This is a genomic window from Bradyrhizobium sp. 62, assembly GCF_023073035.1.
Taxonomy (GTDB): Bacteria; Pseudomonadota; Alphaproteobacteria; order Rhizobiales; family Xanthobacteraceae; genus Bradyrhizobium.
The window spans coordinates 300,012-317,402 of the sequence record NZ_JADPIT010000032.1; the positions used below are offsets into that span (position 1 = coordinate 300,012).

A 17,391-nucleotide genomic window follows, 5' to 3' on the forward strand; every position below is an offset into this window, starting at 1 on the left:
GAGAGAGTTGGGAAGCCTATCCCCCCACCGCGCCCTGCGTGTTCACATACAACGCGTAGATCGACCGGCTCGCGGCCATGAACAGGCGATTGCGCTTGACGCCACCGAAGCAGAGATTGGCGCAGCGCTCGGGCAGGGCGATGCGGCCGATCATGACGCCGTCGGGCGCGAACACCACGACGCCGTCGAGTTCGGGATCGCCCATGCCCCAGCCGCACCAGAGATTACCGTCGATGTCGCAGCGCATGCCGTCCGGCGTGCCCGGGCCTGCGTCGATGAAGACGCGCTTGTTCGAGATCGTGGTGCCATCCGCCGAGACGTCATAGGCGAGGATCTTGCGGTTCGGCACGCCGCGTGATTCTACGACGTAGAGGATTTTCTCGTCCGGCGAGAAGCACAGCCCGTTCGGCCCGAGCACGCCTTCGGCAACGATGGTCGCCTTACCGGTCGCGGGATCGAGCCGATAGACGTTCGGATCAATTTCCGGCTCGGCCTTGTAGCCCTCGTAATTGCCGAGCAGACCGAAGGTCGGATCGGTGAACCAGATCGAGCCGTCCGATTTAACAATGACATCGTTCGGTGAGTTTAACCGCTTGCCGTTGAATTGATCCATCAACACGGTGATATCGCCGTCATATTCGGTGCGGGTGACGCGTCTGCCGCCATGCTCGCAGGTGACGAGCCGGCCCTGGCGATCCCTGGTGTTGCCGTTCGCGAAATTGGAGGGCTTGCGGAACACTGAGACCGCACCGGTCTCCTCCTCCCATTTGATAATGCGCTGGTTCGGGATGTCGCTGCACAGGAGATAACGACCATCGCCGAACCACACCGGACCCTCGGCCCAGCGCATGCCGGTCGTCAGCCGCTCCACCGCCGAGAGCTTCAACCAGTATTTTTCGAAGCGGGGGTCCAGTGCTTTTATCGCCGGATCGGGGTAATACGTCGCCGGCCGCCAGCCTTGAGTGTGGGACGATGCCTCATTCATGTTGGTTCTCTCGTTTCGTTCCCTCTGGACAATCCAGCTATCATTAGAGACACGTGACGGCAAATCGGTCGCCAAAGACGAGGAATGACATGCGCATCTTGATGACGGGAGCTTCAGGCGGGATTGGAACGCGTCTGCGGAAGTTGCTGCCGCCGATCTATCCGGACCTTCTGCTCAGCGACATCCGCCCGCCGGCCGATCTCGGCCCCAACGAGCAATTCAAGGCGGCGGACCTCTCTGACCTGGCGCAGTGCGAGGCGATCTGCGAGGGCGTCGACGGCATCATCCATTTCGGCGGCTATTCGGTCGAAGGTCCTTGGAACGACATCCTCCAGGCCAACATCATCGGCGGCTACAATTTGTTCGAGGCCGCGTATCGCAAGGGCGTCAAGCGCGTGGTGTTCGCCTCCTCGAACCATGCCGTCGGATTCTATCCGCGCCACCACAAGATCGGCACCGACGTGACCCCGCGCCCCGACGGCCGCTATGGCGTCAGCAAGGTGTTCGGCGAAGCGGTCGGCGCGCTCTATGCCGACAAGCATGGCCTGAAGGTGACTTGCCTTCGCATTGGCAATTTCGGCGACGTACCGCTGGACCTCCGCCGGATCTCGATCTGGCTGAAGCCGGAAGATCTGGTGCAGCTCTGCCGGATCGGGCTCGAGCATCCCGACATTCATTTCGAGATCTTCTACGGCGTGTCCCTGAACGAGCGCGCGTGGTGGGACAACCACCGCGCCTACGAGTTCGGCTACCGCCCCACGGGGCGCTCCGAGGGCCACGTGGCGCATGCGATGGCCGAGCAGGCCAAGCTGAAGCCCGATCCGGTCGGCGATCACTATCAGGGCGGCGCGTTCTGCAGCAACGAGTTCGACGGCGACACAAGTCGGATCATTGATTGGAATAAGCGGTAGGAGCGCATTCGCAAATCCAGGGCGTCGGAATCGATGCCCTAGACAACGCGCTTGCCGGCCTGGGCTGCGATGGGCCGCTGCACAAAGTACATCAGGATCAGGGAAATCAACGCCGTCGTCACGACGACGTATCCCAGCCGGTCGAAATGCCGGAGCGTGCCGTCGGCGTCCTGCGCGATCAGCGCGGCGGCGAGGACGGAGCCGAGCCCGCCGGAGAGCTGTTGCAGCGACGCGCCGACCGCGCTGAAGGAGCCGCGTTGCGCCGGCTCGGGGATTGCGGAAATCAGCGCCTGCGACGGAATCATGCGGGAGAAGATGCCGACGAACATCAGGACGTTGACCAGGATCGCGACCGTCAGGCTCACCTCGCCGAGATGGGTGTAGATCAGCACCATGACGATGGACATGGCGCTGCCGAAGACGAAGGTCGGGTATTTGCCGAAGGCATCGCTTGCGCGTCCCACGAGCGGGCCGATGACAATGCTGAACAGGCCGGAGACGAGATAGATCGTCGGCAGATGCACGATGTCGATGCCGAGATTGTGCACGGTGTAGGCGCTGCCGAACGGCATCAGCATGTAGCCGCCGGTCGCCAGCAGGGTCGTCACCGAAAACGCCATCCAATAACGCGGCTGCGAGATTGTTGCGATCAGATGCCGGAACGGATTTCGATCCTGCTTCAGCCCGAGATGGCCGTTCACCGGCTTCATCAGGAACATCACGGCGGCCATGCCGATCACCGACAGGCCGACCAGTGCGCCGAACGCGACATGCCAGTTCCACTGGTTGGCGAGGAAAAGACCGGCCGGGATGCCCAGCACCTGGCTTGCAGCGAAGGCGGTTTGCACGAAACCCATGACGCGGCCGCGCAATTGCAGCCCAAACAGATCGGTGACGATGGCGAGCACGACCGAGCCGATCACGCCGCCGAACAGGCCGGTCACGATCCGCCCCAGCAGCAACAGGTGATAGTTGGGCGCGATCGCGCAAAGCGCCGTGCCAAGCGTGAAGCCGGCGTAGAAGAACAACAGCAGCCGCTTGCGATCGAACCGGTCGGCAAAGCCGGCCGCCAGGATGCCGGAAATTCCCGCGCTGAACGCATAGGCCGAGACCGCCACGCCGAACTGGGCGGCGGAAATATCGAGCGCCGGCATCATGATGGCGCCGAGCGGCGACATGATCATGAAATCGATGATGATCGTGAACTGGACCAGCGCCAGCAGCGCGACGAGGACCGCCTGGTAGCGCGAGAAGCCGCGAGGTGGCGCTTGCCGCTCGGCGATCGGCTCCGTCAGAGTTTGTTCCGTCATGGCATTTCGTTCGGGAGGGAGATGGATGGGGACGCGGGACGTGGCGCCGGAGCCCGGCCCCTATCTATTTCCGGCTTTGCGAAATTTCGATGGCTTGACAAACAGTTTTAATGCCTGTCCCGGCACTCGGGCCGGCATGGGCCTAGTCCGCGCCTTCATCGGGAATGTTCAACACGGTCCCGCAGGCCTTGCAATGCACCGCGTCGACATCGTGGCGCTGCAGACCGCAGATAGCGCAGGGGAAGCGTACCTTGGAGGGCGCGAGCAATGCCTTGGCGAGATTCAGGAAAAGGGTCACGCCAAAGATCATGATGACGACGGTTATCAGGCGTCCGACAGTTCCGGGCAGGGTGATGTCACCGAAGCCGGTCGTCGTTAGCGCCGTGACCGTGAAGTAGAGCGCGTCGGCATAGTGGGCGATCTGATTGTTGTGAGACCTCTGGGTCTCGTAGACGATCCCCGTCATCACAAAAATGAACACCCCGAGGTTGGCGACCGCAAAGACGACTTCCTCATTTCGCCGAAAGAAGGGGCTGTCGACCCGCAGACGTGCCACCATTTGGTAGTCGCGCAGCAGTCGCAATGTTCGAAATGCGCGCAGGAAGCCGCCGGCTTCTCCTGTGAGTGGTGCAAGGAACGAAACAATGACGATGATGTCGGTCCAGGTCGAAAGTCGCGCAAGGTCACGCAGCGGCTGACGGCTGATGATCATCCGTGCGGAGAAGTCTGCAAGGATCAAGACACCGAACACAACATCGAGCAACTCAATAGCCCTGTTGCGAGGCAGGAACGACGTCGCAATGATGAATAGAACCGTGACGATATCAAGCACGAGCAAGCCATATCGGAATCTTATGCAGCCGAAAGTGTCGCCTTCATAAAGTTGTCGGATCCTGCTCTTCAGGAGCTCAAATGGGGCGGAGGCAGAGTCGAGCGCCGCACGTTCCCTCGTGTTGTTGCGATCAAGCACCATGGTCAGCGATTGCCGATTGTCTTGCTCGGGCTGTCTGCCCGCCGAGAAAAATGAGGTGGTCAAGCAGCGTCAGGAGAGGAAGTGACCGCCGCGCCTATCTCTCGGCATCCTATCCCTCCGAAGGATCGAGCATTTCGCCGATCTTGTTAACGGCGACGTTGATCGACATGCCGAGGTAGTCGCCGGGGTCGCCAAACCACGAGCCGGCCAGCGGCACGGCCTGGCCCGGATGCCGCGCAATGGCCACGGGGATCAGGTCGAAGCCGGCGCTCAGGCTGTTGGTTGGGTCGTAATCCAGCCAGCCGGCACCGGGCAGGAACACCTGCACCCACGCGTGGGTCGCGCCGGAGCCGGTCATGCCGACGGCGCCGCCATCGAGCGCCGCGTCGTAGAGATAGCCGCTGACGAAGCGGGATGCGAAGCCGAGCCGACGCAAGGTCTCGATCATCAACCAGGCGAAGTCCCGGCATGTACCTGATCTCGTGCGCAGTGTTTCGCTCGGGGGTTGGGTGCCTTCGGCCTCTCTTCCGCGATAGCTGAACTCGCTGCGGAACATGCCCAGCATACGGCGCAGCACGTCGACGGTCCGGTCCTGATCGCCGGCGACAAAGCTCTTGGTCCAGCTCGCATGGCTGCCGTCTGCATCGTCGGCATGCGGACGCAGGTAACCTGCAAGGTCGGTCCATTCGTCCGGGGTATACTGCACGGGAACCTCTTCGGCCCGGGGCTCCAGCGGAAACGTCTCCAGACCCTTAATGCCGAAATAGATGCCGCGAACCTTGAACGTGAATGTCAGTTCGCTGCCGGGTTCGCTGAATTCCATCACCGTCACGGCATTGGAGCGGGAGTCGGTGACCCAATGCACCTTTGATGGCAGGCTGGTCCGAGCGGACCAACGAAGCAGTCGGGTCGAGGAGCCGCGCCGCGGCAGGAACATCGCTCGGTGCGTGCCGAACGTAACCGGCTTTGCGTAGCGGTAGGTCGTGGTGTGTGTGATCTCGCCAATGATCGCCATGCATTGATCCGCTTCGATGTCTCGCGCCTGCGAGCTGGCGACGCCGCTTGCTGTGGTGCGGTTGGTCAAGCCAAACGGCGGCTGAATCGTTTTCCCCACAGGGCGAGCGCATACAAGGTCCCGAGCCTTCGCTTTGGCCGTCCCGGCCCATTGATCTAGATCAACGTTGCTCTGGTCGATCTGCGCGATCGCAATTCGGCATTCGGTGCCTTGATCACAATGAAAATCAAATTGGCAGCCGTCGTACTGCTCGCGCTGATCATGTCGGGACCGGCGCGAGCCGCGATGCTCAGCGACGCCGAGGCGACGTTCCTCGACCAGCTCGTCACCGCGTCCGCGGTGCTCGAACAACGATGTGTCGGCTACGAAGTCAATGGTGCCGGCAGTGTCCAGCTCGGCGCCCGACTTCTCGGCAGCACGGATGCCGCGATGGCGATGATCGAGGCCTATTCTGCGGCCATCAAGGCCCGCGATGGCGAGACCTCCGATCCCGGTAAATTTCGCCCCGAAGTGTCCGACGCGGCCGCCAAAACGTTCAGGCGCGTCCGGACCGATCTGATCAGAAACCCGAAGAGAGCCTGCGTCGACTATGGCGATGCCAGCGTGGATCGCGGTCTGCTGAGGCGGTACTGAACCGGGACTTGAGGGATTTAGATCTGCGCAAACGAAAGGGCCGTCTCGAAAGACGGCCCTTGGTTGTTATTCGACAATCTCGACGACCCGGTGGGTTCGCGGTTCGACCAGAACCGTGCGACCGTTCACCACCGTGTAACGATACTCACGGGCGCCGTACTCGGGTGGCACCTCGTAATAGGTCACACCCTCCTCCGGAAGAACCGCCCCGACTCTCACATCCTCGCGGTACTGATATGAGGGCCGCCGCTGTTCGACGACGTAGGAGTGAAAGCGAGGACGTTGATCGACGCCAAGGACTCCCGCCACGCCGCCAACGACGCCGCCGACGACGCCACCCACAACTGCACCGACAGGCCCTGCCGCTCGCTCACCATCCCGCGCACCGCGTTCGACGCCTCCGGGAACGCCCTGGGCCTGGGTCGTTACGGGAAGCAGGACGGCGACGGCAACAGCGGCGGCTCCGACTAAACGGCAAATCATGGCAGCTCCTATGGTGGGGGATTGGTGCAAGACCAAGTACCAAGCCGACCATAGGTTCCCCAGAAGTCATGGACTGCGGGCGTTATTGCCCGAATGGGCTCGTGCGGCCTGCAATTGCGGGCAATCCAGCGCGCCCTTACCGCGTAAACTGCAGCACCGCGAGAAGCGAACGTCTCCCATCTATGAACGCGGGCCCTGCTGTTCGGCTTGCTCACCCGCAATCCGCGCCAGGTAATCCTTCTTGCTGAACTGCATGTGATCCACACACAGCTGCGCCAGCGCCCAGCTGTCGCGGCCCTTCAACAGCTCGATCATCAGCTCGTGCTGGCGCTGTGATTGCGCGAGGCCGTCTCGGTCGGCGAGGTTCTTGGCGCGCATCGGCAACGTCAGGTTCATGTAGTCCTGCAGCGAGCGCACCAGATAGGGATTGCCGCAGGCCGAGAACAGCGCGAGGTGGAAGGCGTCGTTGGCCTCGTGGATGCCGCGCAGGTCCTGCAAATCCGCTCTCGCGCAATATTGCCGCTGCAATGCGGAGAGCTCGTCGATCAGGCCTTGCGGAGCGGGCAGGGGGATCATCAACGCCGCCTGCCGGGTCAGCATCTCCCGGACCTCGTAGATCTGCCCGACCTCTTCGGCCGAGTAGAACCGCACGGTGGCGCCGACATTCTTCTCGCGGCGGACGATGCCGCGACGCTCCGCATCCACCAGCGCCTGGCGCACGAAGTGCCGCGAGGTGCCGTAAGCCGACATCAGCGCGTCTTCCGTGAGGCGCGCGCCTGGCGCGAGCCGGCCGAAGATGATGTCCTCCTCGAGCCGCGCGACGATGTCGTCCGGATCGTCGCGCCGGACCGTCATGGCTTCTGCTTCTGCGGTGTGAGTGTCGGACATGCCCTCGGCCTCCCGGCGCTTGGCCGGTCCGTACTGTGGAGCAGGCAAGGCTCAGATTGTCAATAATTTGGTCGTCACCAGGGCGCCAATGGCGAGAATGCCAAGTTTGACGTCTGCCTTATTGACAATCGAGGGGCAGGCTGTACGACAATTACCCGATGATGGGAGTGGTATGATGACGAGTGGGTTGCGCAAAGGGCTGACGAGCTATGGCGATGCCGGCTTCTCGCTGTTTCTGCGCAAGGCGTTCATCAAGGCCATGGGCTATTCCGACGACGCGCTCGAGCGCCCGATCGTCGGCATCACCAACACCTACAGCGACTACAATCCCTGCCACGGCAACGTCCCGCAGATCATCGAGGCCGCCAAGCGCGGCGTGATGCTGTCGGGCGCGATGCCGTTCGTGTTCCCGACTATCTCGATCGCCGAGAGCTTTGCGCATCCGACCTCGATGTATCTGCGCAATCTGATGGCGATGGACACCGAGGAGATGATCCGGGCCCAGCCGATGGATTCGGTGATCGTCATTGGCGGCTGCGACAAGACACTGCCGGCGCAGGTGATGGCCGCGATCAGCGCCGATCTGCCGACGGTGGTCATTCCCGTTGGCCCCATGGTGGTTGGTCATCACAAGGGCGAGGTGCTGGGCGCCTGCACTGATTGCCGCCGTCTCTGGGGCAAGTATCGCGCCGGCGAAATGGACGATGTCGAGATCGAGGCGGTCAACGGCCGCCTCGCACCATCGGTCGGCACCTGCATGGTGATGGGCACGGCCTCCACCATGGCCTGCATGATCGAGGCCATGGGCCTGTCGCTGCCTATGAGCGCGACGATTCCCGCGCCGCATGCGGAGCGCTTTCGGCTTGCCGAGGCGAGCGGCAGGGTGGCCGCCGAGATGGCGAAGACGAAGGGTCCAAAGCCGAGCGAGGTGCTGACGCCGGCGTCTTTCAAGAATGCCCAGGTCGTGCTCCAGGCGATCGGCGGCTCGACCAACGGCCTGATCCATCTGACCGCGATGGCGCATCGCTCGCCGCACCGGCTCGATCTCGAAGTGTTCGATCAAATCGGCCGCGAGGTTCCGGTGCTGATCGATCTGAAGCCGTCCGGCGAGCATTACATGGAGCATTTTCATCACGCTGGCGGCGTGCCGAAACTGTTGGCGCAGCTTGGTGACCTCGTCGATCTCGATGCGAAGACGATCACCGGCCAGACGCTGCGAGATATCGCGGCAAACGCGGAAGACGTGCCAGGGCAGGACGCGATCCGTCCGCGCGACAATCCGATCAAGAAGGAAGGCGGCCTCGCCGTCCTGCACGGTAATCTCGCCCCGCGCGGCGCGGTCATCAAGCAGTCGGCTGCAAGCCCGAAACTGTTGCAGCACACCGGGCGTGCGGTGGTGTTCGAATCCGTCGAGGACATGACGCTCCGGGTTGACGATCCCGATCTCGACGTCACCGCCGATGACGTGCTGGTGCTGCGCAACGCCGGCCCCAAGGGGGCGCCCGGCATGCCCGAGGCGGGCTATCTGCCTATCCCGAAGAAGCTCGCGCGTGGCGGTACCAAGGACATGGTGCGCATTTCGGATGCGCGCATGAGCGGCACCGCGTTCGGCACCATCGTGCTGCACATCACGCCGGAATCCGCCGTGGGCGGGCCGCTGGCGCTGGTGCAGAACGGCGACATGATCCGCCTCGACGTCGCCAAGCGCAGCATCGAGCTTCTCGTCGATGCTACCGAGCTCGAACGGCGGCGCGGCGCGTTGAAACCGGCGGCTACGCCGGACGAGGCGCGGCGCGGCTATGCCTGGCTATTCAACGAGACCATCATGCAGGCCGACGAGGGCTGCGATTTCGATTTTATGCAGAGAACTGGGAAGAAGACGGATAAGGGGTGACCAACCACCCGAACGAACGCTCAGACCGCTAAAGCGGCGAGCGATAAAACAAGGGGGAAACGATGATTGCACGATCCATGCTTGGGCTGGCGGCAACGGCCGCTGTTCTTTTCGTCACGGGCGCGTCGGCGCAGGAGGTGAAGCATTATCGCTTTGCCTACGACCAGCCGCGCAACACCGGCTATTCCATCGCGGGCGACCTCTTTGCCGAAAAGCTCAAGGAATTGAGCAAAGGCACCATGATCATCGATCAATATCCGGGCGCGCAGCTCGGGCAGGAGCCGCAGGTGCTCCAGCTCGTGAAGGCGGGCGACGTCGAATTTGCGATCATCTCCTCGGCGAACACCGCGACGATCTCGCCGCAGGCAGGTGTGATGTCGCTGCACTTCCTGTTCCGCGACGAGAATCACGTGGTCAAGGGCCTGGCCGATCCAAAAGTGTTCGACGCGCTCAAGACCATGATCGACGAGACCACACAGGGCCTGCATGTGATCGCGACCGGGTCGCAGGGCGTGCGCCACATGTACTCCAAGAAGGAGATCCACAATGTCGGCGACATCAAGGGCCTGAAGATCCGGGTGCAGGCGACCGCGACCGAGGACACCATGTTCCCGGCCTACGGCGCCCAGACCGTGCACATGCCGTTCGGCAGCGTCTACACGAGCCTGCAGACCGGTGTCGTCGACGTCGCCGAGAACAGCATCAACGTCTACCTCGTCAACAAGCACTACGAGGTCGCTCCGGTACTGAACATCACCGAGCACGAGGCCAACAACGCGTTGGTGTTCATCTCCGACAAGCTCTGGCAGAGCTTGTCGGCCGAGCAGAAGGGCTGGGTGCAGGCGGCGGGGAACGAGGTCAGCTCCAAGGAGCCGCAGAAGGCCTTCGACCTCGAACGCACCGCGGCAGAGAAGCTGAAGAAGATGGGCGTGAAGATCGTCGACAACGTCGACAAGAAGACCTTCACGGCGATCGCCGATCCCTATCTCGACAAGCTCGCCAAGGAGCTCGGCCCGCACGCCGAGAAGATCAAGGATTTGATCCGCTCGATCAACTAGGCCGCGTACCGTTGCCTCCGCGTCGTCCCGGCGAAAGCCGGGACCCATACGCCGCGGCGGAGCTTGGGGCAGGATAGCCGCCAGCTTGCTTTGACCACACGTAGCTGGGGGTATGGGTCCCGGCTTTCGCTGGGACGACGGGGATAGTGATGACCATCGCCGACAAACTGCTGGTGCAACGCCAACGGCACCTCAAATGGCGCGGGCTGGACTGGCTCGAGCTCGCGCTGATGATCCTCTGCGGCGTGCTCTGCTTCGGCTTCTCGCTGTCGGTGACCGCCGACATCGTCACCCGCACCATCGGCCATCCCTGGCTATGGCTCCAGGAAGTCACGTCGACGCTGTTCATCTACGCGATCTTCGTCGGCACCGCGGCTGCGACCCGGCGCAACGACCACCTCTATCTCACCGCAATCTCCGAGGCGATGCACGGCACGCCGCGTCTGATCGTCGAAATCATCATCCGCATCGTGGTGCTCGGCGTCGCCTTCTGCCTGATCTTGTACGGCTATCAGAACTATCTTCGCGGCTTCGGCAGTTTTCGCCTGCCATCGGGCACGCCGATCGCCTCGCTCTACGCGATTATTCCGCTCTCCGGCGTGCTGGTCGGCCTGTTCACCATCGAGCAGCTCGTCAACGGTCTGCGCAACGGCTTTGACCACCCCGAGCCGCCCGAAGAGGATGACGGGGCGCCTGTCATCACCGACGCACAGATGAGGGCGCAGCCGTGAGCGCACCCATCGTTCTGGCGTTGATGACGATCTGCTTCCTGTCGTTCGGCTATCTCGGCGTGCCCGTGCCGTTCTCGCTGATGGCCGGCGTCTTCATCGGCGCGCTCCTGTCGGACGTCTCGCTCGCCGCTATCATTCAGAAAGTCTTCGACGGCGTCGATTCCGAGGCGCTGCTGGCGATCCCCTTTTTCCTGCTGGTCGGCGAGCTCATGAGCTCGGCCAATGTGGTGGTTCGAATAGCCAACCTCTCGGTGTCCCTGGTTGGCCACATCAGAGGCGGCCTGTCGCAGGTCGTGGTGGTCTTCAGCATGTTCTTCTCGGAAATGTCGGGCTCGACCACCGCCGACGTCGCGGTGATGAGCCGCGCGCTGGGCGGCCCGATGAAGCGCGAGGGCTACGAGCCCGCCTTCATCGCCGCGATCATCGCATCCGCCTCGACGATTGCGGCGCTGGTGCCGCCGAGCATCACCGCGGTGGTCTATGGCGCGGTCGGCAACGTCTCGATCGCCGGCCTGTTCATGGCAGGCGTCGTGCCGGGCCTGATGATCGGCTTCGGCTTGATGATCTACTGCTATTTCTTCGGTCCGTCCGGCCTGCGCAAGCCGCGCGCGCCGCTGCGGCAGGTGGTGTTCGCGGCCGGCGATGCGGCGCTACCACTGATGATCCCGGTGATCCTGTTGGGGGGCATCCTGACCGGCTGGTTCACGCCGACGGAAGCCGGCGTCGTTGCCGTGGTTTGGATTGTCGTGGTCGTGATCCCCGCGCTCAACCGCGGGCACATCAGCAAGATTCCGTACGATTTCTGCCTTGCGGGCCTGATCTTCTCGCTGCCGCTGATCACGATCGGCGCCGCCAATGCGTTCGGCTGGATGCTTGCCTATTTGCGCGGTGCAAGCTACATCGCCGAAGTCATCACCTCGCTCGCCGGCAACGATCCGCATCTGATCATGCTGCTGATGGTGCTGCTGTTCACGGTCGTCGGCGATTTCATCGAACCGGTACCGACCATCATCATCTTCATGCCGCTGGTCAACACGCTGACCGAAGCCGGCGACATCAACGCCGTTCACATGGGCGTGGTGCTGATCGCCACGCTCGCCTTCGGACTGATCACGCCGCCTTATGGCCTGGTGCTGCTGATGGCGTCGAAATTCGTCGGCGTCAGTTTCGCAAAGGCGCTACGCGCCGCGTTGCCGATCTATCTGGTCTTCCTCGGGACGATCGCGTTCGCGATCTATTTCCCGAGCGTGGTGCTGTGGCTGCCGCGGCAGGTGCTCCCCGAGTCGGTCGGCTGCTTCAAGTCGCCGGCGGGAACGGGGTACATCTGTCCGCAGTGAGAGCTACTTGCTCTTGCTGGTGAATTTCTTCACGGCGGCGCGAAACTCCTCCGTGTTCATCGCCATGATGATCTTGTGCTCCTCGGCATCGAGCTGCTGTTTCACCGGTGTGGTGGCGGCCTGGTAGACCAGCGACTTGGTGCCGGCAATCGCCGCGCGCGGGTTCTGCGCCAGCCGCTCGGCGAGAATTCGCGTTGCCGCCTTCAGCTCGGCGGCGGGAACGACCTTCGCAACCAGGCCCCATTCATGAGCCTGCTGCGCGGTGAAATTGTCCTCGGCGAGGAAAATCTGGAGCGCGCGGCGCGGGCCGACCGTGTTGACGATGCCGACCGTGGATCCGCCATCCGGCGACACGCCGATCTTGGCGTAGGCCGGCGTGAATTTGGCATCCTCCGCGGCGATGCAGAGGTCGGTGACGAAGGCGAGGCCCATGCCGGCGCCGGCCGCCGAGCCGTGCACGCTGGACAGCGAGATCTTCGGCATGCGCCGGATGATCTCGATGAAGGCATGATAATGCTTCAACAGCTCGCCGACGACAGGCGTCACCGTATTGGCTTCAGCCGCGGCGCCGATCGTCTGCAGATCTCCGCCGGCCGAGAAGGCGCGGCCTTCGCCTTCGAGGACCACGACCCTGATATCGTCGGCGCCCTCAATGTAGGCCGCGAGCTGTTCGAGCTTTTGTGCAATCGCCAGATTGATCGAGTTGAACGCGGCGGGCCGGTTGAGCGTGATCGTCGCAATCGGGCCATCGATGCGCAGCAAGGCGGGATCGTCGGACTGGGAGACGGGAGCGGTCATCGGAAATCCCCGGCATGAGGTCGATGCACGAACTAAATCGCAGAAGGCGAGGGGTGACAATCCCCGCCTGGTGCTCTTGCGCAAGCGGGAACGATAGGCTCAAATGGGCAGGCCTTCGTTTAGGGACGGACACGAGCGCCGGCTCCTCCTAGGCTAGCAAGCCAAAATCAGAGAGAGGAGACGACATGGGTGACGCTCGTGTCTTGCGGAAATGGGCTGTCCAATGACGGATGGTCCGGTGGTCGTTATCGGTGCCGGCCATGGCGGCTACCAGGTCGCGGCATCGCTGCGCCAGGCAGGATTTTCCGCGCCCATCTGCCTGGTCAATGACGAGGCGCATCTGCCCTATCAGCGGCCGCCGCTGTCCAAGGCCTACATCAAGGGTTCGTCCGGGCCGGAGAGCCTGATGTTCCGGCCGGAGAAATTCTACCAGGACCAGACCATCGAGCTGGTTGCGGGCCGCGCGGTGTCGATCGAACGCGCGGGGCGCAAGGTGCTGCTCGCCTCGGGCAGGACGCTGCCCTATGGCCACCTCGTGCTGGCGACCGGCGCGCGCAACCGGCTGCTCGATCTGCCCAATGCGAACCTTCCCGACGTGAAATATTTGCGCATCCTCGACGAGAGCGAGGCTCTGCGAGAGATCATCCCGTCGAAGACGCGGGTGGTGGTGATCGGCGCCGGCTTCATCGGCCTCGAATTCGCGGCCACCGCGCGCATCAAGGGGCTGGAGGTCGACGTGCTCGAACTCGCCCCGCGCGTGATGGCGCGCGCGGTGACGGCGGAGGTCTCGGAGTATTTTCAGGCGCGGCATCGCGAGGCCGGCATCCGCATTCACCTCGGCGTGCAGGCAACATCCATCGAGGCAGAGGGCGGCAAGGTCACCGGCGTCTCCTTGAGCGACGGAAGGCACCTGCCGGCCGACCTCGTCGTGGTCGGCGTCGGCGTGCTGCCGAATATCGAGCTCGCGGCGGAGGCGGGGCTGCCGGTCGCGGCCGGTATCATCGTCGACGAATATCTCTCGACCGCCGATCCCGATATCTCGGCGATCGGCGGATTGCGCGCTGTTCAAAAGCCCGCGCTTCGGCGGATCGCAGCGGCTGGAATCGGTGCAGAATGCCACTGATCACGCGCGCTGCCTCGCGGCGCGGCTGACCGGCGACCGCAAGGCCTATGACAGCCATCCCTGGTTCTGGAGCGACCAGGGCGAGGACAAGCTCCAGATCGCAGGCCTCACCACCGGCTACGACCGCGTCGTGCTACGCGGCGATCCCGCCAAGAAGGCGTTCTCGGCGTTCTGCTACAAGGGCGACAGCCTGCTCGGCATCGAATCGATCAACCGTGCCGGCGACCACATGTTCGGCCGCCGCCTGTTCGGCCTGGATCGCTCGATCACGCCGGAGCAGGCCGCCGATGAAAGCTTTGACCTGAAGGGCGCGCTGGCGTGATCAGCCGGCGTTGAGGACGGCGGCGACTTCCGCGGCCGTCGGCATTGACGGCCCCGCGCCCATGCGCTGCACGGAGATCGAGGCGGCGGCATTGGCGAAGGCGAGTGCCGCGCGCAAGTCGACGCCGTCGGCCAGTTGCGCCGCGAGCGCTCCCACAAAACAATCGCCTGCGCCTGTGGTGTCGAGCGCCTTCACCACGCGGCCGGACACCGAAATCTCCTCGCGTCCCGCGAGCGCCAGCACGCCGCGCTTGCCGAGGGTCACACAGATGGTCTGGTCCTCGCGCGCCTGAAGTTTTCGCGCGACGTCGAGGATCCGCGAAGCCTCGTCCCTGTCGGACAACTCGACGCCGGCGAGGAGGCCGAGCTCGGTCTCGTTCAGCACGAGGATGTCGACCAGCGCGAGCAATTCGCCCGACATGGTTTGTGCCGGGGCCGGATTGAGCAGCGTCGTGGCGCCAATGTCGCGAGCCCGCTGGAAGAACGCGGCGATCGTCGGCAGCGGGATCTCGAATTGACTGACCGCGACATCGCCTTTCGTCAGCGGGACGGTCGCGACGTCGTCGATGCCGACGAGCGCATTGCTGCCGGGAATGACGACGATGGTGTTGTCGGCCTCCGCCACCGTGATGATGGCCGTGCCGGTGTGCGCCTCGGCCGTCTCGCGGATCGCGCCGAGATCGATGCCTTGCGCGCCGAGGAACGTCCTCAGCTCACCGCCGAACGAATCCTTGCCGAGCCGGCCGATCAACGTGGTCCCCGCGCCAAGCCGCGACGCCGCCACCGCCTGGTTGGCGCCCTTGCCACCCGGAAAATAGAGCACCTGCTTGCCGGCGACGGTCTCGCCGATCTTCGGATGGCGATCGGCTGTCGCCACCACATCCATGTTGATGCTGCCGGCGACGAAGACGCGCCCCATCATGACCCCTGCGAACGCTAGACCCTGACCTCGAACTCGTGCCTGACCTTGGCGATGTCGACCAGCGTCGGCAGGCCGGCTTCGTTGCCAAGGCGTTGGATCTTGAAGGTCGAGGCTGCCCGGGCAAAATCAAAATGCTCGCGCCAGCTTTTGCCGGGATGGGCAAGATAGGAATAGACATAGGCGCCGTGGAAGACGTCGCCTGCGCCGTTGGTGTCGATCACGCGCTCGCGTGGGATCGGCATCGCCGGCATCACCTGCACCGTTCCGGTCTCGTCGTACCAGAGCAGGCCCTTCTCGCCCATGGTGATGCCGCCGATCTTGCAGCCGCGGCTCTTGAGGTAATCCAGCATCTTCTCCGGCGTCAGATCCATCTGCTCGCACAGGCGCTCGGCAACGATGGCGACGTCGATGAATTCCAATAGCTCATGCGTGTTGGTGCGAAGGCCGCCACCGTCGAGCGAGGTCAAGATGCCGGCCTCGCGGCAGACTTTCGCGTAGTGGATCGCGGCATCGGGTTGATGGCCGTCGACATGCAGCGCGCGGCAGCCGCCGAGATTGAGCATCGGGAACGGATGGATGTGGTCGTCGTCGCGGCAGCGGACGATGGCGCGCTTGCCGTCCTTTGGCATGATGAAGGACAGCGAGGACTGGTTGACCTTCCGCCCATGCAGCGAGATCGCGTATTTCGCGCACATGTCCATGAACATGCGGCCGAGCCAGTCATTGGCTGCGGTGGCGATCAGATCGGGCACGATGCCGAGCTTGGCGCAGCAGAACGCTGCCGTCACCGCATTGCCGCCAAAGGAAACCGCGTAGTCGGAGGCCACGTGCTTCTCGTCGCCGGTCGGCATGTGGTCGGTGATGAAGACGACGTCGATATAGGTCTGTCCGATGAAGAGAGCCTGCATTGCTTGTCCGTGATGCGCTTTGTGGTCCCGGCCGGCGTGCTTACTGTAACACCGGTTCCGCCGCGGGACCGCTGAAATTATTCGCAAAACCGCCGCTCGGAGTGCTTGAGGTCGGCATGCGGCCGGAATACGACCATCATCGGGTAATGCCAAGCCCGGACAAACGCCGTCTCTCGGTCCATGGTTCCGGGCCGGTCAACAGGGGGAAACATGATCACCGGTCTCGATCACGTCGTCGCACTGGTCAGGGATATCGGTACGGCCAGGGCGGCCTATCAGACGCTGCTCGGGCGCGCGCCGGCCTGGCAGAATTCGGGCGAGGGCGCCGACCGTGTGCTGTTCACTCTCGCGAACATGACGATCGAATTGATGGCGCCGAACGGCTTCAGCGTGACCGCCGACCGCATGCGCGCGCTGCTTGGCGACCAGGAAGGCGTGCTCGCCAGCCTGTGCTTTCGTGTCGCGGACATGAGCAAAACGCACCGGCGGCTGGAGCGGGTGGCACTCATGCCGGATCCGGTTGCCGAGGTCGAAAGCAGCGACGCGGAGGGCGGCGCGGTCCTGCACTGGAAGCGGACGCGCGCCGCCACGGAGCTCACGCGCGGCGTGCGCACGTTCTTCCTCGAACTGGCTGATGAGCGCCCGCTTTCGAAGACGACTGATATCGGGCCGATCGATGCGCTCGACCACGTCGTGATCACCACCGAGGATTCCGATCGCGCTGCCGCGCTCTATGGCGCGCGACTCGGGCTCGATCTGGCGCTCGACCGCTCGCATCAGGATTGGGGCCAGCTGATGTTTTTCCGCTGCGGCGATCTCGTCGTCGAGCTGGTGCGCCGCCCCGTTGCGGGCGGCGATTCCCTGCATGACCGCCTCTGGGGCCTGAGCTGGCGGGTGGCCGACATCGACGCCACGCGCGCCCGCCTGATTGCCGCCGGCCTCGACGTCAGCGACGTGCGCAACGGCCGCAAGCCGGGCACGCGGGTGATGACGGTCAGGACCGGCACCTGCGGCATCCAGACGGTCCTGCTGGAGCGCTCGCCGAAGCCGGTGGATTGAGGTTAAGTCCTCCCCTCGTCATTGCGAGGAGCTCTTGCGACG

General features: G+C 63.6%; 16 protein-coding genes and 1 pseudogene. 8 read left to right on the plus strand and 9 right to left on the minus strand.

Annotation, left to right across the window (positions count from 1 at the left end; all coding sequences use genetic code 11):
* Nucleotides 1-16: 16 nt before the first annotated feature.
* Nucleotides 17-985: an SMP-30/gluconolactonase/LRE family protein gene (locus tag IVB47_RS30805; RefSeq protein ID WP_247467099.1), complete on the minus strand. Its 969-nt coding sequence runs from the start codon at nt 983-985 to the stop codon at nt 17-19.
* An 89-nt stretch (nt 986-1,074) separates the two neighbouring features.
* Here IVB47_RS30805 and IVB47_RS30810 point away from each other — a divergent pair, with 89 nt between their 5' ends.
* Nucleotides 1,075-1,896 carry an NAD(P)-dependent oxidoreductase gene (locus IVB47_RS30810; RefSeq protein WP_247467102.1) on the plus strand — a complete coding sequence of 274 codons (822 nt, stop codon included), beginning with the start codon at nt 1,075-1,077 and terminating at the stop codon, nt 1,894-1,896.
* Between the two features lie 38 nt (nt 1,897-1,934).
* Here the strand turns inward: IVB47_RS30810 and IVB47_RS30815 are convergent, their stop codons facing one another.
* The 3 genes from IVB47_RS30815 to IVB47_RS30825 form a co-directional block, all read right to left on the minus strand.
* Nucleotides 1,935-3,206 (minus strand): MFS transporter, encoded by a 1,272-nt coding sequence (locus IVB47_RS30815; protein WP_247467106.1) that lies wholly within the window; start codon nt 3,204-3,206, stop codon nt 1,935-1,937.
* A gap of 142 nt (nt 3,207-3,348) precedes the next feature.
* On the minus strand, nt 3,349-4,179 hold the full coding sequence (locus tag IVB47_RS30820) for a potassium channel family protein (RefSeq protein ID WP_247468138.1): 831 nt from the start codon (nt 4,177-4,179) through the stop codon (nt 3,349-3,351).
* Nucleotides 4,180-4,288: 109 nt separating this feature from the next.
* Complete coding sequence (locus IVB47_RS30825; protein WP_247360026.1) at nt 4,289-5,263, minus strand: transglutaminase family protein; 975 nt, start codon at nt 5,261-5,263, stop codon at nt 4,289-4,291.
* A 150-nt stretch (nt 5,264-5,413) separates the two neighbouring features.
* Here IVB47_RS30825 and IVB47_RS30830 point away from each other — a divergent pair, with 150 nt between their 5' ends.
* Entirely contained in the window at nt 5,414-5,827 is a 414-nt protein-coding gene (locus tag IVB47_RS30830) for a hypothetical protein (RefSeq protein ID WP_027568856.1), read from the plus strand.
* Between the two features lie 66 nt (nt 5,828-5,893).
* Here the strand turns inward: IVB47_RS30830 and IVB47_RS30835 are convergent, their stop codons facing one another.
* A complete protein-coding gene (locus IVB47_RS30835; protein ID WP_247360024.1) occupies nt 5,894-6,310 on the minus strand; it encodes a DUF1236 domain-containing protein in 417 nt (138 codons plus the stop codon).
* 180 nt (nt 6,311-6,490) lie between these two features.
* Nucleotides 6,491-7,198, minus strand: coding sequence for a GntR family transcriptional regulator (locus IVB47_RS30840; protein WP_247467109.1), 708 nt, complete (start codon nt 7,196-7,198; stop codon nt 6,491-6,493).
* A 175-nt stretch (nt 7,199-7,373) separates the two neighbouring features.
* On the opposite strand from IVB47_RS30840, the gene IVB47_RS30845 reads away from it, so the two are divergent.
* The 4 genes from IVB47_RS30845 to IVB47_RS30860 all read left to right on the plus strand — a co-directional run bounded on the left by IVB47_RS30845 (nt 7,374) and on the right by IVB47_RS30860 (nt 12,218).
* Complete coding sequence (locus tag IVB47_RS30845; protein WP_247467112.1) at nt 7,374-9,092, plus strand: IlvD/Edd family dehydratase; 1,719 nt, start codon at nt 7,374-7,376, stop codon at nt 9,090-9,092.
* A gap of 62 nt (nt 9,093-9,154) precedes the next feature.
* The gene (locus IVB47_RS30850; RefSeq protein WP_247467115.1) at nt 9,155-10,150 is read left to right on the plus strand and encodes a TRAP transporter substrate-binding protein; all 996 of its coding nucleotides are present in this window, start codon (nt 9,155-9,157) and stop codon (nt 10,148-10,150) included.
* A gap of 149 nt (nt 10,151-10,299) precedes the next feature.
* Nucleotides 10,300-10,881 carry a TRAP transporter small permease subunit gene (locus IVB47_RS30855; RefSeq protein WP_247399586.1) on the plus strand — a complete coding sequence of 194 codons (582 nt, stop codon included), beginning with the start codon at nt 10,300-10,302 and terminating at the stop codon, nt 10,879-10,881.
* Nucleotides 10,878-12,218, plus strand: a complete 1,341-nt coding sequence (locus IVB47_RS30860; protein WP_247467117.1) for a TRAP transporter large permease — start codon at nt 10,878-10,880, stop codon at nt 12,216-12,218. Before IVB47_RS30855 ends, IVB47_RS30860 begins: the two co-directional genes overlap by 4 nt.
* Before the next feature lie 3 nt (nt 12,219-12,221).
* Here the strand turns inward: IVB47_RS30860 and IVB47_RS30865 are convergent, their stop codons facing one another.
* Nucleotides 12,222-13,016, minus strand: a complete 795-nt coding sequence (locus IVB47_RS30865) for an enoyl-CoA hydratase-related protein (protein WP_247467120.1) — start codon at nt 13,014-13,016, stop codon at nt 12,222-12,224.
* A 223-nt stretch (nt 13,017-13,239) separates the two neighbouring features.
* On the opposite strand from IVB47_RS30865, the pseudogene IVB47_RS30870 reads away from it, so the two are divergent.
* Nucleotides 13,240-14,461: pseudogene (locus IVB47_RS30870) on the plus strand (FAD-dependent oxidoreductase).
* Here the strand turns inward: IVB47_RS30870 and IVB47_RS30875 are convergent.
* Nucleotides 14,462-15,379, minus strand: coding sequence for a ribokinase (locus tag IVB47_RS30875; protein ID WP_247289089.1), 918 nt, complete (start codon nt 15,377-15,379; stop codon nt 14,462-14,464).
* A gap of 17 nt (nt 15,380-15,396) precedes the next feature.
* Nucleotides 15,397-16,290 carry a sugar kinase gene (locus tag IVB47_RS30880; protein WP_007593904.1) on the minus strand — a complete coding sequence of 298 codons (894 nt, stop codon included), beginning with the start codon at nt 16,288-16,290 and terminating at the stop codon, nt 15,397-15,399.
* Nucleotides 16,291-16,500: 210 nt separating this feature from the next.
* Between IVB47_RS30880 and IVB47_RS30885 the strand changes: the two genes are divergently transcribed.
* Complete coding sequence (locus IVB47_RS30885) at nt 16,501-17,349, plus strand: VOC family protein (protein ID WP_247467122.1); 849 nt, start codon at nt 16,501-16,503, stop codon at nt 17,347-17,349.
* Nucleotides 17,350-17,391: the final 42 nt, after the last annotated feature.